25 protein-coding genes are annotated in these 24,041 nt (G+C 35.9%); 5 read left to right on the top strand and 20 right to left on the bottom strand.

What is annotated here, in order from left to right:
- Window positions 1–83: 83 nt before the first annotated feature.
- Together BLT04_RS07070 and BLT04_RS07065 are read left to right on the top strand one after the other, a co-directional pair.
- Window positions 84–428 carry a hypothetical protein gene (locus BLT04_RS07070; RefSeq protein ID WP_089755086.1) on the top strand — a complete coding sequence of 115 codons (345 nt, stop codon included), beginning with the start codon at window positions 84–86 and terminating at the stop codon, window positions 426–428.
- A gap of 204 nt (window positions 429–632) precedes the next feature.
- A complete protein-coding gene (locus BLT04_RS07065) occupies window positions 633–872 on the top strand; it encodes a hypothetical protein (RefSeq protein WP_139166217.1) in 240 nt (79 codons plus the stop codon).
- 280 nt (window positions 873–1,152) lie between these two features.
- Here the strand turns inward: BLT04_RS07065 and gdhA are convergent, their stop codons facing one another.
- From gdhA to BLT04_RS07050, 4 genes are all read right to left on the bottom strand, one after another.
- A complete protein-coding gene (gene gdhA, locus BLT04_RS07060; RefSeq protein ID WP_089755550.1) occupies window positions 1,153–2,511 on the bottom strand; it encodes an NADP-specific glutamate dehydrogenase in 1,359 nt (452 codons plus the stop codon).
- Window positions 2,512–2,701: 190 nt separating this feature from the next.
- Complete coding sequence (gene dprA / locus BLT04_RS07055; protein WP_317040691.1) at window positions 2,702–3,628, bottom strand: DNA-processing protein DprA; 927 nt, start codon at window positions 3,626–3,628, stop codon at window positions 2,702–2,704.
- A gap of 48 nt (window positions 3,629–3,676) precedes the next feature.
- On the bottom strand, window positions 3,677–3,808 hold the full coding sequence (locus tag BLT04_RS19105) for a hypothetical protein (protein WP_317040689.1): 132 nt from the start codon (window positions 3,806–3,808) through the stop codon (window positions 3,677–3,679).
- A 35-nt stretch (window positions 3,809–3,843) separates the two neighbouring features.
- Window positions 3,844–4,611, bottom strand: a complete 768-nt coding sequence (locus BLT04_RS07050) for a rhomboid family intramembrane serine protease (RefSeq protein ID WP_089755084.1) — start codon at window positions 4,609–4,611, stop codon at window positions 3,844–3,846.
- A 268-nt stretch (window positions 4,612–4,879) separates the two neighbouring features.
- Between BLT04_RS07050 and BLT04_RS07045 the strand changes: the two genes are divergently transcribed.
- Complete coding sequence (locus BLT04_RS07045; protein ID WP_089755083.1) at window positions 4,880–5,806, top strand: DUF3078 domain-containing protein; 927 nt, start codon at window positions 4,880–4,882, stop codon at window positions 5,804–5,806.
- A 70-nt stretch (window positions 5,807–5,876) separates the two neighbouring features.
- On the opposite strand, the gene sufD is transcribed toward BLT04_RS07045, so the two are convergent.
- The 5 genes from sufD to BLT04_RS07020 form a co-directional block, all read right to left on the bottom strand.
- Window positions 5,877–7,184, bottom strand: coding sequence for a Fe-S cluster assembly protein SufD (sufD, locus tag BLT04_RS07040; protein WP_170828458.1), 1,308 nt, complete (start codon window positions 7,182–7,184; stop codon window positions 5,877–5,879).
- A 103-nt stretch (window positions 7,185–7,287) separates the two neighbouring features.
- Window positions 7,288–8,031 (bottom strand): Fe-S cluster assembly ATPase SufC, encoded by a 744-nt coding sequence (sufC, locus tag BLT04_RS07035; protein ID WP_089755082.1) that lies wholly within the window; start codon window positions 8,029–8,031, stop codon window positions 7,288–7,290.
- Window positions 8,032–8,169: 138 nt separating this feature from the next.
- The gene (gene sufB, locus BLT04_RS07030) at window positions 8,170–9,618 is read right to left on the bottom strand and encodes a Fe-S cluster assembly protein SufB (RefSeq protein ID WP_089755081.1); all 1,449 of its coding nucleotides are present in this window, start codon (window positions 9,616–9,618) and stop codon (window positions 8,170–8,172) included.
- Window positions 9,619–9,653: 35 nt separating this feature from the next.
- Window positions 9,654–10,022 (bottom strand): four helix bundle protein, encoded by a 369-nt coding sequence (locus BLT04_RS07025; RefSeq protein WP_089755080.1) that lies wholly within the window; start codon window positions 10,020–10,022, stop codon window positions 9,654–9,656.
- Window positions 10,023–10,063: 41 nt separating this feature from the next.
- Complete coding sequence (locus BLT04_RS07020; protein ID WP_089755079.1) at window positions 10,064–10,393, bottom strand: HesB/IscA family protein; 330 nt, start codon at window positions 10,391–10,393, stop codon at window positions 10,064–10,066.
- A 213-nt stretch (window positions 10,394–10,606) separates the two neighbouring features.
- Between BLT04_RS07020 and BLT04_RS07015 the strand changes: the two genes are divergently transcribed.
- On the top strand, window positions 10,607–11,524 hold the full coding sequence (locus tag BLT04_RS07015; protein ID WP_089755078.1) for a GLPGLI family protein: 918 nt from the start codon (window positions 10,607–10,609) through the stop codon (window positions 11,522–11,524).
- A 9-nt stretch (window positions 11,525–11,533) separates the two neighbouring features.
- A complete protein-coding gene (locus BLT04_RS07010; protein WP_089755077.1) occupies window positions 11,534–12,382 on the top strand; it encodes a GLPGLI family protein in 849 nt (282 codons plus the stop codon).
- Window positions 12,383–12,437: 55 nt separating this feature from the next.
- Here BLT04_RS07010 and ypfJ read toward each other — a convergent pair whose 3' ends face one another.
- From ypfJ to nrfD, 11 genes are all read right to left on the bottom strand, one after another.
- Window positions 12,438–13,283 carry a KPN_02809 family neutral zinc metallopeptidase gene (gene ypfJ, locus BLT04_RS07005; protein WP_089755076.1) on the bottom strand — a complete coding sequence of 282 codons (846 nt, stop codon included), beginning with the start codon at window positions 13,281–13,283 and terminating at the stop codon, window positions 12,438–12,440.
- 96 nt (window positions 13,284–13,379) lie between these two features.
- Window positions 13,380–15,458 carry an LTA synthase family protein gene (locus tag BLT04_RS07000; RefSeq protein WP_089755075.1) on the bottom strand — a complete coding sequence of 693 codons (2,079 nt, stop codon included), beginning with the start codon at window positions 15,456–15,458 and terminating at the stop codon, window positions 13,380–13,382.
- 197 nt (window positions 15,459–15,655) lie between these two features.
- Window positions 15,656–16,174, bottom strand: coding sequence for a 6,7-dimethyl-8-ribityllumazine synthase (ribH, locus tag BLT04_RS06995; protein ID WP_089755074.1), 519 nt, complete (start codon window positions 16,172–16,174; stop codon window positions 15,656–15,658).
- 3 nt (window positions 16,175–16,177) lie between these two features.
- On the bottom strand, window positions 16,178–16,885 hold the full coding sequence (locus BLT04_RS06990; protein WP_089755073.1) for a YfgM family protein: 708 nt from the start codon (window positions 16,883–16,885) through the stop codon (window positions 16,178–16,180).
- A 244-nt stretch (window positions 16,886–17,129) separates the two neighbouring features.
- Window positions 17,130–17,666, bottom strand: a complete 537-nt coding sequence (locus tag BLT04_RS06985) for an adenine phosphoribosyltransferase (RefSeq protein ID WP_089755072.1) — start codon at window positions 17,664–17,666, stop codon at window positions 17,130–17,132.
- Window positions 17,666–18,853, bottom strand: a complete 1,188-nt coding sequence (locus tag BLT04_RS06980) for a hypothetical protein (RefSeq protein WP_089755071.1) — start codon at window positions 18,851–18,853, stop codon at window positions 17,666–17,668. Before BLT04_RS06980 ends, BLT04_RS06985 begins: the two co-directional genes overlap by 1 nt.
- 50 nt (window positions 18,854–18,903) lie before the next feature.
- A complete protein-coding gene (locus tag BLT04_RS06975) occupies window positions 18,904–19,920 on the bottom strand; it encodes a hypothetical protein (protein WP_089755070.1) in 1,017 nt (338 codons plus the stop codon).
- Between the two features lie 157 nt (window positions 19,921–20,077).
- Window positions 20,078–21,409: a quinol:cytochrome C oxidoreductase gene (locus BLT04_RS06970; RefSeq protein WP_089755069.1), complete on the bottom strand. Its 1,332-nt coding sequence runs from the start codon at window positions 21,407–21,409 to the stop codon at window positions 20,078–20,080.
- A gap of 8 nt (window positions 21,410–21,417) precedes the next feature.
- Window positions 21,418–22,113, bottom strand: coding sequence for a c-type cytochrome (locus tag BLT04_RS06965; protein ID WP_089755068.1), 696 nt, complete (start codon window positions 22,111–22,113; stop codon window positions 21,418–21,420).
- A gap of 1 nt (window position 22,114) precedes the next feature.
- Complete coding sequence (locus BLT04_RS06960; RefSeq protein ID WP_089755067.1) at window positions 22,115–22,636, bottom strand: DUF3341 domain-containing protein; 522 nt, start codon at window positions 22,634–22,636, stop codon at window positions 22,115–22,117.
- Complete coding sequence (gene nrfD, locus BLT04_RS06955) at window positions 22,623–24,020, bottom strand: NrfD/PsrC family molybdoenzyme membrane anchor subunit (RefSeq protein WP_089755066.1); 1,398 nt, start codon at window positions 24,018–24,020, stop codon at window positions 22,623–22,625. Before nrfD ends, BLT04_RS06960 begins: the two co-directional genes overlap by 14 nt.
- Window positions 24,021–24,041: the final 21 nt, after the last annotated feature.

Genomic DNA, 24,041 nt, shown 5'->3' with positions numbered 1-24,041 from the left:
ATAAAGTGCGTTAAATAAAGGCTTTGCACATAATTAAATGAAATAAACGGCGTTTAAATTAAACAACCATTTAAAATTTTATTATGAAAAAGTTAGTTTTAACAGCAGCGTTTACATTAGTCGGAGTAATCGCGGTATCGGCTCAGACGGAAACTCAAAATCCGTCACAAAATACTAATAACCAAACGACAACTCAAGCCCAACAACAAAGTACACAGCCCGCGTGGAATGCCAATTCATCGGCAAACACCAACGCGACACAGAATCAAAGCACAAATGCTACGGCCGCAGTCGTAGACCCTGCTGCCAATAGTACTGTAACGACTGATGCTACTGCAACAGTGACGGCAGATACGACTGTAGAGGCAACAAAACCAACAGACGCCACTAAAGAAGAAAAAAAATCGAAAAAGAAAAAAGCAAAGTAAATAATTTAAAGTAAAAATGAGATCCCGGAAATTTATTTCCGGGATTTTTTGATTTTATTAATTCATAACTGTCGGTAAATCAGATTTATAATTTAAAAAATCTTAAAAAAAATATAAAAAAAGTTAAAGTGCAATTTATCATAATATTTAGTATAAAATTTGATGTTTTTAAAGTACCAAATCATTAATCAAAATATTTTAGTTATGAAAAAGTTATTTTTAGCACTGACATTTGTAGTTGCGGGAATGATGACTGTATCCGCACAGACCACTCCTCAGAAAAAAACAGACACGATTAAACCTGATACGACACGTAATCAGAGGGACATGAAGAAAGACCATAATAACAATATGAATAACAATAATACGACGGATACGACCGGTAATTGGAAGTCTAAAGACGCTACAACCGGCGATAAAAAAATGAAAAAGAAAAATAAATAATTTTGTAATGTAAAATAAAGGTCCTGAAATATAAAATTTCAGGATTTTTTGTGCTCAATTTTTAATTAAAATTTGATTTAAGAAGTTGGTTATAATTCTTTATTCTTTAATTCTGAGAAGTTTGAATGTCTATCAGAAAATATTTAATTAAAATTTTCAATTAAAAATAAAAAAAAGCGTTGAAAATATCAACGCTTTCTCCTTTCACTTTTTACTTTTTCCCATTATCCCGGGACAGGCTATATGAAAAAAGGCCGGGAAATTTCCCAACCTTTATATTTTATACCACTCCCTGAGCGAGCATTGCTTCTGCTACTTTCACGAAGCCGGCGATGTTTGCCCCTTTTACGTAGTTTACGTAGCCATCTTCCTCTTTTCCGTAATCTCTGCAAGCTTTATGGATTCCGATCATGATTTCCTTTAATCTTGCGTCTACTTCTTCAGAAGTCCAGTTTAGACGGATAGAGTTTTGAGTCATTTCTAATCCTGAGGTTGCTACACCACCCGCGTTAGACGCTTTACCAGGAGAAAATAATACTTTATTATCTAAGAAATAGTTGATTGCGTCAAGTGTAGATGGCATATTGGCCGCTTCTGTTACACAAAGGCATCCGTTTTCAACCAATAATTTAGCATCTTCTAAGTCCAGTTCGTTTTGAGTCGCAGAAGGGAAAGCAACATCACACTTCACTTCCCAAGGGCGTTTTCCAGGGAAGAATTCAGCAGACGGATATTTTTTCGCATAATCCTCAGCTCTGTTGTTTCCTGAATTTCTAAGCTCTAATAGGTAATCGATTTTTTCTCCGTCGATTCCGTCTTTATCATAAATATATCCATCTGGTCCGGAGATCGTTACTACTTTTCCTCCTAATTCAGATATTTTTTTGATCACTCCCCAAGCCACGTTTCCGAAACCTGAAACAGTTACAATTTTACCTTTAAAATCCTGCCCGATCGTTTTAAGCATCTGCTCAGCAAAGTAAACAACGCCATAACCTGTTGCTTCAGGACGGATTAATGAGCCACCGTAAGCAAGCCCTTTTCCTGTAAGAACTCCAGTAAATTCATTTCTGATTTTCTTATACTGACCAAATAAATATCCGATCTCTCTGGCTCCAACACCGATATCTCCCGCAGGAACATCAGTTTCCGGGCCGATATGCTTGCATAATTCTGTCATGAAAGCCTGGCAGAAACGCATTACTTCCATATCAGATTTACCTTGTGGATCGAAATCTGAACCTCCTTTACCACCACCCATAGGAAGGGTTGTCAGAGAGTTTTTGAAAACCTGCTCGAAAGCTAAGAATTTAAGCACAGAAAGGTTTACAGTAGGGTGGAAACGGATTCCTCCTTTATATGGCCCGATCGCAGAGTTCATTTGAATTCTGAATCCTCTGTTTACCTGGATCTCTCCTTTGTCATCAACCCATGGAACTCTGAAAATAATAATTCTTTCAGCTTCAGCCATTCTTTCAAGAAGCTTCATTCCTGTATATTCCTTTTTGGTCATGATAAACGGAATTACCGTTACAGCAACTTCTTTTACAGCTTGTAAAAATTCCGGTTCATTTGGGTTTTTTGCCTCAATTTTTGCAATAAACTCTTGAATTTTCTGGTCAATATTATATTGTTCCATATAGTAAGGTTGAATATTATTGTCAACAAATTTAATTTTTTTTTCAAGATTCACAACACCTTATTTGCTGATTGCTAAAAATTTAATAATAATGGAGCGGAATATTATTAAATTGATAATTTGGGTTTAAATTTTATTAAAAATGAAATGTTATGTCTTAAATAATGCAATATTAAGAAATCGTTAATTTTCAAATTGCCATAAATTGCCTCCCGGAAAGTGATTTTACTTTACCTAAAAGCTCCAATTCCAAAATTATGGGCAAAATTTTGTGTGAAGAGAGGTCAATTTTATGGGCAAGATCATCCAGAGAAATTTGCTGATTTATCTTAATGAATTCATATATTAATTCTTGATTTTCAGATAATTGTATCGTATTTTCATATAAAGGAAAAAGTTCACCGGTTTTGCCTTTTTCATTATTAAACCCGAGTAAATCAATCAGGTCATTCATTGTTGAAACAGCCGTTGCTTTGTGCTGAAAAATCAGATGATTACAACCCTGGCTGTATTTATCCGTAATTCTTCCCGGAAGAGCAAAAACTTCTCTGTTGTAATTGTTGGCATAGGTTGCCGTACTTATAGAACCGCCACCAAAAGCCGTTTCCACGACAATGGTAGAGGGCGAAAGTCCGGCTACAATTCTGTTTCTCTGAAGAAAATTTTCCCGGTCCGGTTTTCTTGAAGAATTAAATTCTGTAAGAAGCGCTCCGCCGTCCTCAAGGATTTTTTCTGAAAGCTTTTTGTTTTTTGAAGGATATAAAATATGAAAGCCGTGCGCTAAAACGGCAATCGTAGGCGTGTAATTGTGAATAGACTGCTCATGGACTTCTTTATCGACACCGAGCGCCAGACCGCTTACAGAAATGAAAGTGCAGGATTTTGTTGCTTCAAAAAAATCGACAATAAATTGTTTACCGTATGAAGTCATATTTCGCGTTCCTACAATGCTTACCTTTTGTTTTGTATCATCGAAATTTCCTTTTTGATAGAGAATGGCCGGCGCATCATCGCATTGATATAATAAATATGGAAGCTCTTTTTGATGTTTTAAATTAACTTGGATATTATTCTTTTCGCAAAATTTTAACTCTTTTTCTGCAAATGTGAGATGAATATCATTCCCAATGTCAGAAACGGTTTTTATGCCGATACCTTCAACTTTTTAGTCTTTTTTTGCATATTTCCATGCATTTTCTGCATTTCCGAAAGTGCGGACAAGCTTTGTAAAATTAATATCACCAATTAAATTACATTCGCGTAAGGCGATTGAATAAAGATGTTCTTCAGAATACATTTGTGTTGTTTTGGCAAATGTAAAAAAATAAGTTTTTATTTTCCTCTTAATTCATCCAAACGATCCCAAATATCATCTTTTTTCTTGTAAGGCAGCTCTAAGAAGTCGTCAGGGTGATTTTCTTTATATTCCTGCCAAAGCTTATCGTCTTTTTCATTATAATAATTAGGAAATTCCCAGATGTATTTTTTCTTTTTTTCACCTACTTTTTTAAACATAAAAGCAATAATGCTTCCTACAACAGCCCCGGAAAGATGCGCCTGCCAGGAAATTTTACTCGGCTCCTGAAGGTTATAAAATAATTCTTCCGGAAGCATTCCCCAAACAAGACTTCCGTAATATAATACGACAAGCAGGGAAATGGTTAAAAGTTTTGTATTCCATTTAAAAATTCCGCTGAAAAAGAGGAAAAAAGCAAGAACGTAAACAACACCGCTCGCGCCGATCGTACAGGTGTACATGTACTCGCCGGTAAGAATGTCAATCGGAGGGAGAAGCCATACTAAAAGACCTGTCGCCAGCCAGCCGATAATAAATACTTTATTGGCAACCAAAGGGTAAAACTGATACAGCAGGAACATCAGGATCGCAATCGGGATAGAATTTCCCATAATATGATCCAGGTTCCCATGTAAAAGGGGAGAAGTGATAATACCCAGCAAGCCTTCCGGCACGAGAGGAATTATCGCCCCAAAGCAACTTTCAAAAAAGCCGTGTATCTGTAAAAAGTAGCCCAACCACATTGCAGCGAGCATCAGCAACGGATATAGTATAGCTCTTTTGGAAATTACATTTTTAAACATGGATATTTTACGTCAAATGAAAAGCCAATGATAAATTTCGGAAAATTTGGCGATGAAATTTAAAATTGAGGATTATTTTCAGACAAAAGGTTATGATTTTCATCAGTTTTACGTTTTAAATAAAATTTTTTGTCATTGATTTTTCTAAACTGGCTTAGTTTTAGTTGATTAATGCTGAAAAAATACAAATGTTAGAGAAAGATCCGTTTTTGAAGCAATTTTGTTTCGGCTAACATTATATTAATATTTTTTAAATAAAATCTTTAGAATGAAAAAGCTTTTATTGATTATTTCCTGTGTTATAGGGATGTATGTAAGTGCGCAAGAAGAGTTGAAAAAAGATTCAGTAGTGATAGATACAGTAAAACACTGGTCGGTTTTAGGAAAAAATTCATTGATGTTTAATCAGGCGGCCTTCTCGAACTGGGTCGGCGGTGGTGCCAATAACCTTGGCTGGCTTGCCGGAGTGAATTATGACATTACGTATGAAAAAGGCAAAGATCTCTGGGAAAATATTATAATCCTGGACTACGGTCAAAATAATACAAAAGGCATCGGAACAAGAAAAACCCAGGATGTCATTAATATTTCCACAAATTATGGGAGACAGTTTTCGAAAAGCTGGTATTTTTCTGTCGGAGCGGGTATTCAGTCACAATTTTCATCGGGATATGAAGATGGGAATAATCCGGAAGCTAAAAAGCTTTCCAATTTTATGGCTCCGGGATATCTGAATGTCGGTTTGGGAATTACCTACAGGCCAAATGATGACCTGAATGTCACATTGCGCCCCACCAATGCAAGATGGACGTTTGTCCTCGATAAAGAGCTTCAGTTGGCAAGTAATTATGGCTTAAAATCAGACGGAGATTCTTCTTTACTGCAGTTCGGTTTTCTGGGAACGGCTTCCTACAAAGTAAAGATCATGGAAAATATGAATGTTACGAACACGGCTTCCGTTTTTTCAAATTATCTTGATCATCCGGAAAGGCTGGTTCTCGCATACGGAATGGCTTTAAATATGAAAGTAAATAAATTCATTTCTTCCAATATCACCCTTGATGTTTTGTATGACCACAATCAGATTCAGAAAACACAGTTGAAACAGACTTTAGGAATTGGTTTTGCCTACACGCTTAATAATGGAGTAAAACGTTCTGACAGGAAAGACAGCCAGTGGTGGATTAAGAAATAAATTAATAACAGACTTAAAAAATAAAAAGCACTCCAAAACGAAGTGCTTTTTTATTATCAATTATATATTGTTAAAACTCTATATCAACTTCTAATTTCTCGGCCAGAAGCTTTGAAATTTTTTCTTTTAAAGGTTCAATGTCAATATTTTGCATTGCATCATTTGCAAATGCATATAACAATAAAGCCTGAGCTTCTTTTTTAGAAATACCTCTTGCTCTTAAATAAAATAATGCATCCTCATTCAATTGGCCAACTGTACAGCCGTGAGAGCATTTCACATCGTCTGCAAAAATCTCCAATTGAGGTTTTGTATCGATTGTTGCTCCTTCATTCAATAAAACGTTGTTGTTTTGCTGATAGGCATTGGTTTTTTGGGCGATCTTGTCTACAAAAACTTTTCCGTTGAAAACTCCGTGAGAATTTCCGCTGAAAATACCTTTGTAATTCTGATAGCTTTCACAGTTTGGCTGATTGTGGTGAACTGCCGTGTGATGATCTACCAGCTGATCTTTCCCGATAATCGTGATCCCGTTCATGAATGAATTAATATTCGATCCGTTATGAATAAAATCAAGATTGTTCCTTACCAATTTACCCCCGAAAGAGAATGTGTTTACAGTCGTTAAACTGTCTTTTTCCTGTCTCGCGAACGTGCTGTCGATAAGATAAGAGGTGTCATTATCGTTCTGAACTTTATGCCAGTCTGCTTTTGCATTCGGATACGTAAAAATTTCTGTCACAGAATTTGTCAATACGTAAACGCTGTCAAAATTGTGGTGACTTTCAATGATCTCCACTTTTGCACCTTCTTCTACAATTAATAAATTTCTTGTATTATAGAATGTATTTTCTTCCTGATTTTGAGAGATATAAAAAACGTGAATCGGCTTTTCGATCACCACATTTTTAGGAACTTTCAAAAAGAAGCCATACTTGCAATACGCCTGATTCAGATTCGTAAAAGCAGAATCTTTGGAAGCAATTGTGTTAAAATACTGTTCAAAAATATCTCTGTGCTTCTCATCATTCAAGGCATAATTGAATGAAAGAAATTCAACATTTTCAATCGAAACATTTGATAATTCTTTACGAAGCTTACCGTTCACAAAAGTAATCCAGTCAAAATTTTCTTCACCAAGATGCAATTCGTCCAATTGTTCTTTGGTGATATTATGACCTTCTTTCGGGAAAAAGTTATACTGCTTTTCGGTAATCTCTTTTAGGCTGGTATATTTATATTCTTCGTCTTTTTTCGTCGGAAAACCAAGATTTTCAAACCTTTGAAGAGCTGCTTTTCTATCATCATCCAGAAATCTGTGACGAAGACTCTCCAAAAATTCACCGTGATTTTCTTTAATTTGTTCTTTTAATGCCATTACTGGTATATCTGTGGTTTGCACCATTTTTTCTTTTTATTTGGCTGAAATTGTTAAACGAAGAGATCAATTTCTGAATCTCTAAATTTCTTAATCTTTTTAATTAATTTAAAAGCCAGTCGTAACCTTTTGCTTCCAATTCTAAAGCAAGCGATTTATCACCTGTTTTGATGATCTTTCCGTTGGCTAAAACGTGAACAAAATCAGGCTGAATATAGTTAAGCAATCTTTGATAGTGGGTAATCAAAAGAACTGCATTTCCTTCATTTTTAAACGTATTTACACCGTCTGCAACGATTCTCAAAGCATCAATGTCTAATCCTGAATCAGTTTCATCAAGGATGGCCAGCTTCGGATTAAGCATCATCATCTGGAAAATCTCGTTTCTTTTCTTTTCACCTCCTGAAAAACCTTCATTCAATGATCTTGAAAGGAAATCTTTTTTGATTCCCAATTGCTCAGATTTCTCACGAATCATTGCCAGCATTTCTTTTGCAGGCATTTCATCCAATCCGTTTGCTTTTCTGTTTTCGTTCAGAGCAGCTTTGATAAAGTTGGTTACAGAAACCCCAGGAATCTCCACCGGATACTGGAAAGAAAGGAAAATCCCTTTGTGCGCTCTTTCTTCGGGAGCATCTTCGTTGATGATTTCTCCATTAAAAATAATATCTCCTTCTGTAACTTCGTATTCTTCTTTTCCTGCAATGACGGATGAAAGAGTAGATTTTCCGGCTCCGTTCGGTCCCATAATAGCGTGAACTTCGCCCGGTTTTATTTCAAGATTGATCCCTTTTAAAATTTGTGCGCCATCTTCAATTCTGGCGTGTAAGTTTTTTATTTCTAACATATTTTCATAATTTATCGTGAAGCCAGCAGTTTGTATTTCCCTTTATAATCCTAACATAAATTATAAAGCACTGATGCTTACGAATGAAATACTATTTTCTATTTATTTTAATCTTTATTTTCTGCCACAAAAACAAGATTATCCTACTGAGCCTTCTAGTGAAATTTCTAATAATTTCTGAGCTTCAATAGCAAATTCCATTGGTAATTTATTTAAAACTTCTTTACTGAAACCATTGACGATCAAAGCGATTGCTCTTTCTGTATCAATTCCTCTCTGGTTGCAGTAGAAAATCTGATCTTCCCCGATTTTTGAAGTTGTAGCTTCATGTTCCAATTGTGCCGTCGGATCTTTGATCTCAATATAAGGGAAAGTGTGCGCGCCACATTCATTACCCATCAGTAAAGAGTCGCATTGAGAAAAGTTTCTTGCTCCTTTTGCAGAAGGCATTACTTTTACCAGACCTCTGTATGAATTTTGAGACTTTCCGGCAGAAATACCTTTTGAAATGATCGTTGACTTCGTATTTTTCCCGATGTGGATCATTTTTGTTCCTGTATCTGCATATTGATGGTTATTGGTCACCGCGATAGAGTAGAACTCACCGATAGAGCCGTCACCTTTTAAGATACAAGAAGGATATTTCCAGGTTACGGCAGAACCCGTTTCAACCTGTGTCCATGAGATTTTTGCTTTCCTTTCGCAAAGTCCTCTTTTCGTTACAAAATTGAAAACTCCACCTTTTCCTTCTTCATTTCCAGGATACCAGTTTTGAACCGTTGAATATTTAATTTCAGCATTATCTAAAGCAATAAGCTCTACAACGGCTGCGTGAAGCTGGTTTTCGTCTCTCGATGGTGCTGTACAGCCTTCAAGATAAGAAACATAACTTCCTTCATCAGCAATAACAAGCGTTCTTTCAAACTGCCCTGTACCTGCCTGATTGATACGGAAATACGTTGATAATTCCATTGGGCATCTTACCCCTTTTGGAATGTAGCAGAAGCTTCCGTCAGAAAATACTGCGGAATTAAGTGCTGCATAAAAATTATCTCCTCTCGGAACTACTTTTCCAAGATATTTTCTTACCAAATCCGGGTGGTTTTTGATCGCCTCAGAAATTGAACAGAAAATAATTCCTTTTTCCGCCAATGTATCCTGAAACGTTGTTTTTACTGAAACTGAGTCAATTACAATATCTACAGCAACTCCTGAAAGTCTTTTCTGCTCTTCGATGTTGATTCCTAATTTGGCGAAAGTTGCCAATAATTCAGGATCTACTTCATCTAAGCTTTCCAGTTCAGGCTTAGATTTAGGGGCTGCATAATACTTAATCGCTTGAAAATCAGGTTTTGTATATTTAATATTTGCCCATTCAGGCTCAACCATTTTCAGCCAAATTCTAAAAGATTCCAAACGCCATTGTGTCATCCATTCCGGCTCTTCTTTTTTAGCAGAGATAGCACGGACGATGTCTTCATTCAAACCAGTGGGAAAATCTTCGTAATCGATCTTCGTTTCCCAGCCGAATTCATATTTTTTATTTTCAAGATCAACTCTTAAGTCGTCTTCAGTGTATTTTGACATTAATTAAATAATTAAAAAATTAAATGATTAAAAAATTAGTTTCGTTTTCTAACATCTGTTTTAGAGAGATAATCAATAAATTTTGATAATTGTTTTGAAACTACCTTGCAATCATTAATTAGTTCATTTGTATCCTCCTCATACAGTACCGAGCAAAGATGTAACATATTTCTAACTTCACCACAACTTCCTTTGGAATATTTTAAAAACCGTATAAACTGTGCGTTATTGTTGTATTCACTACCCTCGGCAATATTATTTGAAATTGATAAAACCGCTCTTTTAACTTGGTTACTCAATTCAAATTCTTTCTTGAATTTATCTTTATTTAAAAGATTAAAAACATTTTTAGTAAGATTAACGGCCAATTGATAAACTTCAAAATTTTCAAACTCAACTGCCATTCAGTAATCTTTAATTTTTTAATCCTTTAATTTTTTAATAATTACAAAGAAAAGCTCTCTCCACAACCACACGTTCTGGATGCATTAGGATTGTTAAAAACAAATCCTTTCCCGTTTAATCCGCCCGAAAATTCAAGAATTGTACCTGCTAAATAGAGGATCGATTTTTTGTCAACAATAATTTTGATGTTATTGTCTTCAAAAACCTGGTCTGTATCTGTTTTTTGATTGTCAAATTTCAAAACATATTCTAAACCAGAACATCCCCCGCTTTTTACCCCAACTCTTATATAATCTTCAAAAGGCTTAAAACCATCTTCCGTCATAAGTTGGATGGCTTTTTCTTTTGCTTGATCTGATACTTTTATCATTGTATTTATTTAGAATGATTTAATCCTGCAAAAATACGAACTAATTTCCGCAATCTCAAATTGAAGATATCTATTTTAATGATTCTCTTCCTATAATATTTTATAATGCCGATTATTAATGTTAAAAATTATATAAATCTTCTTTGTTAAATTCTAAAATTCTGTTTATGGTTTAACTTTAAGCTGTATTTTTTATCTATAAAGAAATTAATAATGAAAAAGAAACTCTTTGTTTTTGCACTGTTATTTTTGTTGACAATGTCTTATGGGCAGACGACGAGATACATTTACGAGACTTCTGTGAATCCTGATTCAATTAATCTGGTGAGCCTCAAAACTGAAAAAACTTTTTTGGATGTTAAGGCAAACCGTTCTTTATTTATCAGTGAAAATAAATTAATTAAAGATTCTTTATTTTCTGCTTTTAAGTTGAAAGAAAAAGAAGATAATACAAAACAAGAGAAAGATTTATCAAAAGTTGGGGTGAAAAAACATATCGAACCTGCTTTTTTTGAATATTTTATCACTAAAAACATTCCGGAACAGAAAGTTTATTACTATGATAAGGTAGCAGGAAAGCAAATTTATTATCAGGAAGACAGACCTTTGAAATGGGAAATATCGGATGTTACAGAAAAACAAAACGGATATTTATCTCAAAAAGCAGTTGTAAATTTCGGAGGCAGAATCTGGACGGCATGGTTTACAAAAGAAATTGCTATTTCTGATGGGCCTTACAAATTTTCAGGATTACCTGGACTAATTGTAAAGCTGGAAGATGATAAAGGGGATTATAAATTTGATCTTGTCAAAAAAATTACGGTTCAGAATGGTTTTGAAGAACAAATAAGCTCTGATGCAAAGCAAAGCACAAGAATTGCCTTTAACGGCGATAAAGCTGCGCTCGAATTAGAATTTGTAAAAAATAAAAGGCTGGGAGGAAATGAAGGCGGAATGCCAGATTTTGGCGGTGGCGGAAGACACGGCGGTGGAATGAGAGGAGGAAATCATCAAGGCGGAGGCGGAATGTCTCACAAAGGAATGAACGGGAATGATGCTCCAATGCAAGGAACTTCGGAAAATGTTTTCTTTAAAAATACAGTCAGTGAAAACCCAATTGAATTAAAATAAATTAATATAATGAAAAAATTAGGCATTATTGCTCTGGCGTTGTTTATGCAGAATATTTCTGCGCAAGCCAACCGCTTTGTGTATCAGGTTACAATGAAACCGGATGCTACCAATAAAAATGATATTAAAACAGAAAATGCATATCTTGATATTTCGGCTGAAAAATCACTTTTTTACTCTGAAAACAGATTCAAAAGAGATTCTATTATGCAGAAAAACTTTCAGAGTGGCGGCGGAAGAGGAAGCGTAAGCAGAGACCAGATGGAAGGTTTACGATCGAATATCAATTATTCTGTTGAAAAAGATAAAAACAACCAAAAGACTTTCTTGAAAGACCGAATCGGAAGAGATAATTATTCTTATGAAGAAGATCGTCCTTTAAACTGGAAAATTTCTTCTGAAACAACAAAAATTGGTGAATATAAAGTTCAGAAAGCAGAAACAGACTTCGGCGGAAGAAAATGGACGGCCTGGTTTACAACAGATTTACCGTATCAGGACGGACCGTACAAATTCGGCGGACTTCCGGGATTAATTGTAAAAGTGGAAGATGATAAAGGCGATTATTCTTTTGATTTAATGAAAAATTATAAAATCGCTGATCTTCCGAACTTAAATCAATTTGGAAACACGATTAAAGTCAAAAGAACAGATTATTTGAAACAGCAGGAAAAATATAAGTCTGATCCGATGTCATTCATCAGTCAACAAGGTGGTGGCGGATTTCGTGGAGCCGGAGGTGGTGGAGGAAACCGCGGCGGTGGCGGAGGACAAAATCCTGCTGAAATGAGAAAAAGAATGGAGGAGAGGGTAAAAGATGATGCGAAAAAGAACAGTAATCCAATCGAATTGCAATAAAAACAAACCCCTGAGGAATTTTCTTCAGGGGTTTTTAATTTTTTATAATTAAAATTTATTTTAAAAGCTGATCGAAAGTATCACCTTGTCTGATATCTCCCGTGTTGTAGCCTTTCATAAACCATTCTTTACGCTGTGCAGATGATCCGTGGGTAAAGCTTTCCTGATTTACATATCCCTGCGATCTTTTTTGAATATTATCGTCGCCTACAGCTTCAGCAGCTTCAATGGCCGCGTCAATATCTCCGGGTTCTAAAATATGTTCTCTCGCATCGGTTTGTCTGGCCCAAACTCCGGCATAAAAATCTGCCTGTAATTCTGTGGCTACAGAAACCCGGTTCATCTCCGCTTCGGAATATCTTCCTCTTAATGCATCGACTTTTTGAGTTGTTCCTAAAAGTGTTTGCACGTGATGACCCATTTCGTGACCCATTACATAAGCAATTGTAAATTCTGTTACTCTCGCTCCGAATTGCTGTTGGAGTTCCTTAAAGAAACTCATATCCATATAAACCGTCTGATCTGCAGGACAATAAAAAGGGCCCATTGCAGATTGAGCTGTTCCACATCCGGATTGTGTAGTGTTTTCAAATAAAACAACTCTTGCGGGAGTATATTTCATACCATTGTCGGCGAAAATTTTGGTCCAGGTTTCTTCGTTCTCGGCAGTAACCATTTTTACAAACTCACGGACTTTCAGTTCATCAGCCGTTAAATCTCTTTGCTCCGTTCCTGCAGAGCTTGCGCTGCCTCCCGAAGAAAGAATGGAGGAAGGATCTCCGCCAAGAAAAAATATAATTGCTGCGATAATCAAAGTTCCCAGTCCGCCGCCTACAACGGCACCGCCACCTAACCCTCGCCTGTCTTCTACGTTACCGCTTCTATCGTCTGTCCATTTCATAGTAAATAATTTTTCAGGTAAAGTTAAAAATTTAAAGCTAATGTTGAGATTAAATGATAATTTTCAATATGCTTTTTGAATATATTTTTAAATAAATTATCGGTTCAGCTGATTATGCTTAAGCCAGAAAGAGGTTGACTGATACGCTGAAATGGCATCGTTAACCAATTTTTGATTCGGATCTTTCAGTATAATTTCATCATAATAAATATTGAATTCCGGAGCTAAATTTCCTGATTTTTGTTGTAGAGAATATTGTTTAACCTTTTTCACAGGTGAAATAATTGTTAAATAATTGTCTTTCACAAAGCCTAAATCCTGATAAGTTGCAATATAAGCCTTAGACTGGAATTCTTTTTTGAAAACGTCCTGACCTAAGAATTTTGATCTATAATTAAAATTCAGCAATCCCAAAACCGTGGGCATCACATCAATTTGTGACATCAATTTATTAAATTTTTGAGGCTGAACAAATCCTTCCGAGAAAACCATCGCCGGAATTCTGTATTTATCCATCGGAAGTTCCGTGTCTCCTGCACTGGAAGCGCAATGATCGGCAATGATCACAAAGACAGTGTTTTTATACCAGTCTTGTTTTTTTGCCATTTCAAAGAACATTTTAAGCGAATAATCGGTGTATTTTACACCGCCTTCCCTTGATTTTGCATCACCGGGAATGTCAATCCTTCCTTCAGGATACGTAAACGGACGGTGATTGGAAACGGTCATCCAATGATTGAAAAACGGTTTTCCTGACTTGGCTTCAGCATTCATTATTTTAATTGCCTTTTTAGCCATATCTTCATCAGCAACGCCCCAAACATTAGCGAAAGAAATTTCTTCAGGCTTAAAATTATTTCTGTCTACGATATCATATCCGTTTCCGGCATAAAAATCCTGCATATTATCGAAATAACTGTAACCGCCGTATAAAAACTTCACATCATAACCTTTTGATTTGAAAACACTTCCGGTTGTGAATTTATTTTTATTGTTATCTCTTTTAATGATACTTTCTCCCGCAGTCGGCGGAATACAAAGCGTTAAAGCTTCCAAACCACGAACCGTTCTGTTTCCTGTGGCGTAAAGGTTAGTAAACATTAAAGATTTGTCTGCTAGACTATCAAGGAAAGGCATAATCTTTTGTGTATTTCCATAATGTTCCATGAAATCGGCCGATAAACTTTCGATAGAGATCAGGACAACATTTTTCTTCATTTCGGGTTGATCTGCCACAACATTCCTCGCCAAAGCCGGCGGAGAATATTGGTTTAAAAAATTCTTTTGTGCCTGTTTTTCGTCTATTTGAGAATAAAATTGGAAATAATCGAGTTCGTTGTGAGTAAATGCCCAATAAAACTTCGGTAAGCCATTTGATTCAATTTCATCTGCAAAAACATTGGGGGATTTCATTTTCATCATCATCGGCAAAATCAGTAAGCTGATGCCGACCAAGACAACAAAAGTTCCTAATAAAGTCAGTTTTTGTTTAAAATTCGGAAGCTCAAGCAATTCATTTTTTGTTTTTTTATAAATGAAAATCGTAATTGCTAAGGTAACAATCAGAATTGCTGAAAATAAAGGAAGTACAGGATAGCTTTCCATGATATTTCCAATTACTTCATTGGTGTAAATTAGATAATCTACCGCGATAAAGTTGTAACGTACTCCAAATTCATTATAAAAGAAATATTCGCTCACCGCATTAAAGACGATCAATAAAACATAAAGTGATAATGTAATGAAATACAATACGTTACGTATTTTAATCCTTTTTGAAGGCAGAAAAAGCATTAATCCAAAAAGCAATGTTTTTAAACCGACAAAAATAAGCGCAATTCTTGTAACAGAGCCACCATATTGCTTAAAAATGTTATTGGGAACGGCTAAAATATATAGGAATAAAAGCAATAAAACTCCGAAAATTATATATCCGTAAGGTTTATTGTATTTTGAATTCGAAAGTAATAAAAAATAAAGCGCTAAAATCGAACTAGCCAAGATAAACACAAAAATATCATTTACCAGCCCGACCGACAAAACTTTCAGGATCTCAAGAAAGCTGAAATTTGCCGTGGTGATCGGATGAAAAAAGAAGACAACCCTTACTATCAACGAAAGAATAAGATAGAAAACTCCTAAATAAAGGAAAGGTTTTATTTTTTGTGTAAACATATTGATCGGGATATTAATTTCACAAAGATAGTTTTTGTAAACAATTCTGTAAAAATTTATTTATTGATTTGAATTTTTTATTAAATTAATCGTAAATCAATTGATATTGTTAATTTAAAATAACAAATAGCAACATTTTATACACAAAAAAGGACTAAAAACCTTAGCCCTTTTCTTATTTTTGTATGAATTTTATTTTAAGAATGTCCGAAACCGATGTTCCCTTTCTTATCAGATAAATTCTTTTTAAAATCAATCATTCTCAGTGCTGTTACTGCGGCCTCAACACCTTTATTTCCTAGATCACCGCCGCTTCTTGCAATCGACTGCTCTTTAGTATCATCTGTCAGAACACAGAAAATTGTTGGTGTATCCGTCAAAATATTACAGTCTTTAATACCCTGAGCAACCGCCGAACAAACATAGTCAAAATGCGGAGTTTCCCCACGGATAACGCATCCGATCGAGATGATCGCATCGTATTTACGCTCTTTGCAAAGCTGCATGCTTGCATAATTCAATTCAAAAGCTCCCGGAACCGGAAAAAGTCTTATGTTTTCTTTTTTTACCCCTTCTTTTTCAAGGATTTCAAGGGCTGCATCACGAAGATTGTAGGTTACAAAATCATTCCACTCAGAAAAAACAATGCCGATAGAAAAATCTTCGGCATTAGTTATATGAAGTGGCTTGTAATCGGAAAGATTAACTGTTGCCATTTTTTAATAATATTTAGTCATTTCAATATAAGAATCAGACATTCCGTTGTCGTAGTCCTGATATTTTTCGTCAATTGTAGCGAAATATTTTTTAGCATCTGCATTTTTCTTTAATCCTAAAGCCAAAATACCTGCTTTTCTTGTAAAATAGTAAATGGTATAAGGATCGTCAGATGCTGTAGCAGCTTTGTCTAATAATGATAAGGCTTCGTCATTTTTATTAAGACCTGATTTAGCATCAGCCATAGCGCCGAATTTCATTGCCATTAATGTCTTGTTGTCAGATGAAAATTTATCTAAAAGATCAAAAGCTTCCTGGAATTTTCCTTCTTTGAATTTTAATAAACCTGCATTGTAAGCAGAAAGCTTACCGATGTCTGTAGAAGAAAATTCATTATAAGTACCTAAAAACCCTGGATTTGCAGCAGATTTACCTCCCAAAGCTTCTTTATCTTTCCCCTCGGTAAGATTTTTTTGAGCAGCAAGGAAACTTTTTACAGCTTCTGCATTCTGAGGAACCACTACAAATTGCTTGTAAGCGAAAAATCCCAGAACTCCCAAAACCAAAGCTCCAAAAACAATACTTAGAGGTTTTGAATATTTTTCAAGGAATCTTTCTGTGTTTAAAGCCTCTCTGTCAAGATCTTTAAAGAATTCCACTGTTTCTTTACCTTCTTGCTCGTTTTGAGCATTCTTTCCCAATTTTGCCATAAATTCTTAAAAATTGAATTGCAAATTTAATTGTTTCTGAGTGATTTACAAAATACTTTGAATGTATTATTGTCGAAATGTTGTGAAAGTGTAATTTTAAACTACAATATCGCTTAAAAAAGATGCTCCGACGGGCTCAGCATGACCTCTCTAATACTATTCGTCTTATTTGAAAATAATAAAAGTCTGTTTTAAAAGTGTCATGCTGAGAGAAGTCGAAGCATCTAAATTTTTGTCATTAATCTTAATATTCTAAAATATAATAGATTTCAGCATTGAATTTCTTCAGTTTCTCTTCTCCCTTTAAATCTTTTAAAGCGGTTAAAAAACTAAACTGAACAACTTCTGCGCCTTGTTTTTCTACCAGTTTTGCGGCTGCTTCGGTTGTTCCTCCGGTTGCCAGCAAATCATCGTGAATTAAAATTCGTTGCCCTTTTTTTATATGACCTTCACGGGTTTCAATTTCGGCGCTTCCATATTCCAGATCATATTTTTCTGAAACAACCGGCGGAGGAAGCTTTCCTGCTTTTCTGATTAAAATAAACGGAACTTCCAGTGCTACGGCAATTGCAATCCCGAAAAGATATCCCCGGCTTTCAATTCCGCAGACCGAATCTACTTTTCCTTTGCTGAATTTTACCAAATCTTCGATTACTTCTTCGTATAATTTCGGATTCAAGAAAATAGGAGAGATGTCTTTGAACTGAATTCCCGGGATCGGAAAATCAGGAATATTTTCAATCGTCGTTTCGAGCCTATGTTTCAGTTCCTGAGATGCCATTACGGATTGATTTTATAGCTGGAAATTTTCCAGTCTCCATTTACATTTTTAAGCCCGAAAGTTACTTTTAAAGCCGTTGTTTTCCCATTTTTATCGGTAACATCGTAGGTTGCATTTACGCTTGCGCTATTTGCATTTACGGCATTCGGTGTAATGTTTTTAACACTTACATTTTTCACTGATCCAAATCCTGAAGTCGGGTTTGAGAAAGATTCATAACTTCCCCAGTTTGGATTGCTTGAAGCGTCAAATGCTGCTTTAAGATTTTGAGAGCTTACATTATTTAAAAATTTATTTACCGTAGCTTTCGGATCTGCTGCAGGCTGTTTTGGTGTAGCCGGAGTGGTCGCAGGTGTTGCATTGGGATCTGCAGGATTTGCAACCGGACTGTTCGGATCTACGGCACTCGGATCTTGTGGAACCACTGTAGAATCAACTACTGCCGGAGCCGGAACTTTCAATGCTGAAGGGTTTACATCTAAACCGATCTTCGACATTTTGAAAGTTTTTGCCGTTGTTTTTACAGATATTGTGATGTCGATCTTGTTGTCAACTACTTTTGAAGCTGCAATAGATGAAAATTTTAAATTAAAACCTTTAAAATTGTTATCCTGCATCAGGTTTTTGGCAGTAGAAAGCTTTACTCCGTTGCTGAAAACTTCTAAAGTAGCTTCTAAACCAGCACCGGTAAATGAAACCGGCTTTCCTGCAGCATCCACAAGTCTTGGAATGATCTGAAGGGCAGTTGCGCCGTTGCCGTCATCGCCTGTAGGTCTTGTGATGATGCTTAATGAGCTTGCTTTCACATCATTAGGATCGCTTTCTTTTGCTTTTTCGTCACCGAAAATATTCATTTCACCTAATGAAGGCGGGGCTGTACTTGCCCATTCGATGCCGTTTTTCTGTGCAACCTGATCGGCCAAAGACATAATTTCAGGAACTTTTTTTCCGTTGATTAGCTGGCCAAGGGCTTTTAGCTCGGCAACATCTCCGTCGGCTTCCACTCCGAAAGTTTTTAAAATATACAATGCCTCGTTAAACTTGATTTGTTTAATCGTTGTAAGGCTGGACGCCATATCATTGATACTTGATTGCAAAGTTTTAGTATTCGTAGCATCTACATGGTCTTTCTTACATGCTGTAAATAGCAATAAGCTGAAAACGAGTAGAAAAGAAAACTTTTTCATTTTTATCTGATTTACCACAAAAATAGTAAAACCTTTATTAATAGAAGTTTTTATTTTTTATTTTCTTGCTCTTTTAAATCGTCTTTAAAAAACGAGCTGAAAATAGTTTGCATATTAGGAAAAGATGGATCCTCCCAGAATTTAGTCTGATAGTTACTGTTGTCTTTATTATATTTTACTTTTTCAACATCATTATTGTTTTCGAAACTAAATTCGGTAGGGTAAAAATTAGAATAAACACTTATTTGATTGGGGCTTGGCTCACTTTTATGTTTTATTTTCATAAAGGCAAGTTCGTTATATTCCAGAAAATCTTTTAATGTTTTTGCTGATCCTTTTTCAAAAGAAAGGTTCAGAATTGTTCTTAATTCATAAAATCTATACCCCAGGAAAGCAAATTCTTTTTCCAGTAGCATTCCTCCGGAAATTTCTATTTCATCCTTTCTGTCTCCTTTTAATTCTTTTATTTCTGTCATTCTTGTTTTATAGTCTTCAGGATTTCCTAGATGTTTCAGTTTTGGAAGATTTAAGGAATTACCATAATCCCATGATGACATTTGCTTCTTATCATTTTTGGGATCTTTCAATCTATAAACCCGGTATTGCTGTACATTGGTGCTTTTTAATTTTTTGGTACTATTATCAAAAATGTAAGTGACAATTCCATCAACATAACCATTAAGTTTGTTGTTTACGGTTACATATGTGTTAAAATTACCTTTTATAAAAATGTATTTTGCGGGCTTGTTGTTTTTAATGACAACGGTTTCGATGTCTTTTATACGGTCATTAATTTTAATAACATCTTTGTCAAAATCTGAATACGAGAGGGTTGCAACAGAAAAATTATCATAAACCAGCTGGAATTTTTCCTGATCGGGCTTTATTAATGATTTTTCAATTTTACCATCAATGTCAGAATAGGCTAAAATGCTGCCGTCTTTTCCGAATACGGAAACTTTGGGTAAGGGCTTATTGTTTTTTTCAGAAACAAAGGTGATGGTCTGCGCATTGAAAAATTGTAATGCCAACACAAAAAAGATTTGTAAAAGATAATTTCTTTTCATAAAGGTTGTTTTTTAATAATTGTAAATCATTCTTGTTATTAAGACGAATAAATATTGAAAAGGTTGTCTTAGAGATTAAAAATTTCAATTATTTGCATAAAAAAAGACTGATTATTTTACTAATCAGTCTTTTGTAATTTTATTTTGTTACAAGTCCTTAGAAAGGATACTCATAAATTTCAGATTCATGTAAGAATGGGTTTCCTGTAGGAATCAATTTAAGCTTAGATAATGCTGTAAGCACAGTAAACATAAATAATCCAACTACGAATAGTACAGCTCCCAATATTAGGATAAATACTTCAGGAGTGTTCCAGTATGGTCCTACTGTTCCCGGCATAACCATGTTGAAGTAATCTAAAAGGTGTCCTAAGATAACTACTATCGCCATTGTTGTAACCACTTTGTAATTTCTCTTGATGCTGCTGCTTACTAATACTAATAATGGTAATAAGAAGTTTATAATCAGCATTGGTAAAAACGTAGGAGAGTAGTGTTGGAATCTTCCGAAGAAGTAGTTAACCTCTTCCGGTACGTTGGCATACCAGTAAAGCATGAACTGTGCAAACCATGTGTACGTCCAAAGCATACTTGTAGCGAAAAGGAATACTCCTAAATCATGCAAGTGATTGTCATTGAACTGAGGTAAGAATCCGTTTTTCTTTAAGTAAACACTTAAAAGAATGATAACAGCGATTCCGCTTGAAAGGCAGCTAACCATTGAATACCAGATATACATTGTAGAATACCAGTGAGGGTCAATAGACATCAACCAGTCCCAAGCCCAAGCCGCAGAAGCAAATCCGAAGAAGGCAATATATCCTACCGCCCATCTGTAAAGGAATTGATACTCTACTTTAGACTTAGTTTCATCTACTTTTTTAGATTGAGCTTTCAGTTTCCATGCGAAGAAAGATGCACCTAATACATAGATTAGAGTTCTGATCGCGTAGAAAGGAATATTTAAGAATCTTTTCTTTTCAAATAAGATCACATCAAAATGTGCAGAGTTAGGGTCTGTCAAATCCGGATCCATCCAGTGGAAAAGGTGTGCCTGGTGGAAGATATTTAAAAACATTAAGATTACTAAAATAGCACCACCCCAAGGGATATAAGAAGCAATAGCCTCCATTACTCTTGTGATAATAATTGGCCAACCTGCATGTGCCGCGTGCTGGATACAGTAAAAAAACAATACTGCACAACTCACTCCAAAGAAAAATACAGCTACAAAATGTAATGCTGCCAAAGGCTGATTGTGAACCTGAAGTGTAGCGTGCTCTAAGTGAGCAGCATGATCTTGAGGCCCCACCATTTCACTTGAATGTGTAGGAGCATTATGACCTGAAGCATGAACAGCTTCCATCATTTGTTCAATTTTTTCTGTACTAATTCCTTTATTTAAGAAGAAACCAATACCAAATAGAACTAGACCTACAACAAGGAATATTATAGAAGTTGATTTTAATTTTGGTGAAAAACTATACATTTCTTTTCTTATTTTTTAGTTTCGGTAGTCTTCTCAGTTGTTGCCGGTGCTGTTGTAGCTGTTGCTGCTGCAGGAGCCGCCGGTGCTGCTTTTTTGAACGCGTTAATCACATACATTGCCACTCTCCATCTGTCTCCAGCGTTTAGTTGCCCTGCATAAGAACCCATCGCGTTTCTACCGTTTGTTAATACATAATGAACAGATCCTACAGTAATTTCTCTATCAGCATAGTTGGGTACACCAGAGAAAGCACCGCTTTGTACGATTGGCCCCTGTCCATCACCTCCTACACCGTGGCAAGCTGCACACGTATGATCAAATAACATTTTTCCTCTTTCTATATCTTTAGCAGCATTTGCCGGGTTTAGCGGAGAAGCTGTTATTGATTTTGATGCATCATACCCTGCATTATATTCATCTACATTTTTAGGAAGCAGGCTTTCTTCAAAAACTCCGTCTTTATTTTGAGCAACACTTCCTTCTACGGGAGAAAGACCTGTCGCGCCATTATTTTTAACAAATGCAGGAATTTCGTTTTCATGATCTGAATACGCATCCTGAGCTTTCATCAATGGATCATAAGCTACGGGAAAGTACATATCAGGGAAATATACCAATGGTGTATTTTCTTTTGGTCCGCAAGAATTAAGTAAAACTGCTGTTAAACCTAAAACCGCTGTAATTTTTAATACATTCTCTTTCATTTTAAGCGTCTTTAACAGTTATTTCTTCAACTCCAGTTTCAATCAGCAACTGTTTTACAGATTCTACATCTTCAGTTACAAATTCCATCATGAATTTATCATCAGTCGTTCTCGGGTCCGGGTTCTGAGCCGGTGCTCCAGGATACATTTTATTTCTTGCTAAGAAAGTCAAAGACATCATGTGAGCCGCACAGAATACCATTAATTCGAACATTGGAACTACGAATGCAGGCATGTTGTGTCCCCAGTCAAAAGCAGGTTTACCACCAATGTTTTGAGGCCAGTCATGATTCATCACATACCAGGTTACAGTAGCACCAATGGTAACACCATAAAGGGCATAGAAGAATGCAGCATCAGAAATTCTGGTTTTCTTTAACCCTAAAGCTTTATCTAGTCCGTGAACCGGGAATGGAGTATAAACTTCGTTTATCGCAATTCCTTTATCGTTGAATGCCTTAACGCCGTTCATTAAATCGTCGTCATCAGCATAAAGTCCGTATACAATTTTAGTGGTGCTCATCTCCTTCTTTTGCTTTATAAGTTTCACCTGAGATTTTCAAAATCGATTTTAATTCTGCCTGTGCAATTACAGGGAATGTTCTTGCGTACAATAAGAATAATGTAGAAAAGAATCCAATTGTTCCTAAATATACACCTACATCAATGATCGTTGGCTTAAACATTGTCCAAGATCCTGGTAAGTAGTCTCTCGAAAGGTTGATAACGATGATATCAAAACGCTCAAACCACATACCGATGTTGATAATTAATGCAACGATGAAAGTCCAGATAATGTTCGTTCTTAGTTTTTTGAACCAGAAAGAAGCAGGAATTACAAGGTTACAGATAATTAGTGACCAGAAAGCCCACCAATAAGGTCCAACAGCAGCACCCGGAGAAAGATATGTAAAATCTTCAAATCTTGATCCCGAATACCATCCGATGAAATATTCAGTTGCGTAAGCTACCGTTACCATACCACCTGTTAAGATGATTACGATGTTCATAATTTCGATATGATACATTGTAATATAGTCTTCTAAGTGACAAACTTTTCTAGCGATCAACAATAGGGTCTGTACCATTGCAAATCCTGAGAAGATCGCACCCGCAACGAAGTAAGGAGGATAGATCGTAGAGTGCCATCCTTTAATAACCGAAGTTGCGAAGTCAAAAGATACGGTGGTGTGTACTGAGAATACAAGTGGAGTTGCCAAACCTGCAAGAACCAAAGAAAGTTCTTCGAATCTTTGCCAGTGTTTTGCTTTACCACCCCAACCGAATGCTAGGAATGTATAAATTTTCTTAGTCCAAGGAGTTTTTGCTCTGTCTCTGATCATTGCAAAGTCAGGGATCAGTCCCATGAACCAGAATACCGTTGATACTGAGAAATACGTAGAGATCGCAAATACGTCCCAAAGTAGAGGAGAGTTGAAGTTCCCCCAAAGAGAACCGAACTGGTTTGGTAAAGGGAATACCCAATATCCTACCCAAACTCTACCCATGTGGATTACAGGGAAGATTGCTGCCTGTACAACTGCGAAGATCGTCATCGCTTCCGCTGAACGGTTTACAGACATTCTCCAACGCTGTCTAAATAATAATAATACTGCGGAGATAAGTGTTCCGGCGTGACCGATACCTACCCACCATACGAAGTTGGTAATATCCCAACCCCAGTTAATAGTTCTGTTAAGCCCCCATGCTCCAATACCTGTCCCGATAGTATAAGCGATACAGCCGAATCCGTATAAAAATAGAACTAAGGCTGCGTATAGTGAGATCCACCATAATTTACCTGCTCTTTCTTCGATAGGTCGTGCAATATCTTCTGTGATATCGTGATAAGTTTTGTGACCAATAATCAGAGGTTCCCTTATCGGAGCTTCGTAATGTCCTGACATTTTTTACCTATTTATTATTTA

Origin of the sequence: Chryseobacterium soldanellicola, from assembly GCF_900100115.1 — a bacterium.
Taxonomy (GTDB): domain Bacteria; phylum Bacteroidota; class Bacteroidia; order Flavobacteriales; family Weeksellaceae; genus Chryseobacterium; species Chryseobacterium soldanellicola.
This window is presented reverse-complemented; position numbering and strand designations above follow the sequence as displayed.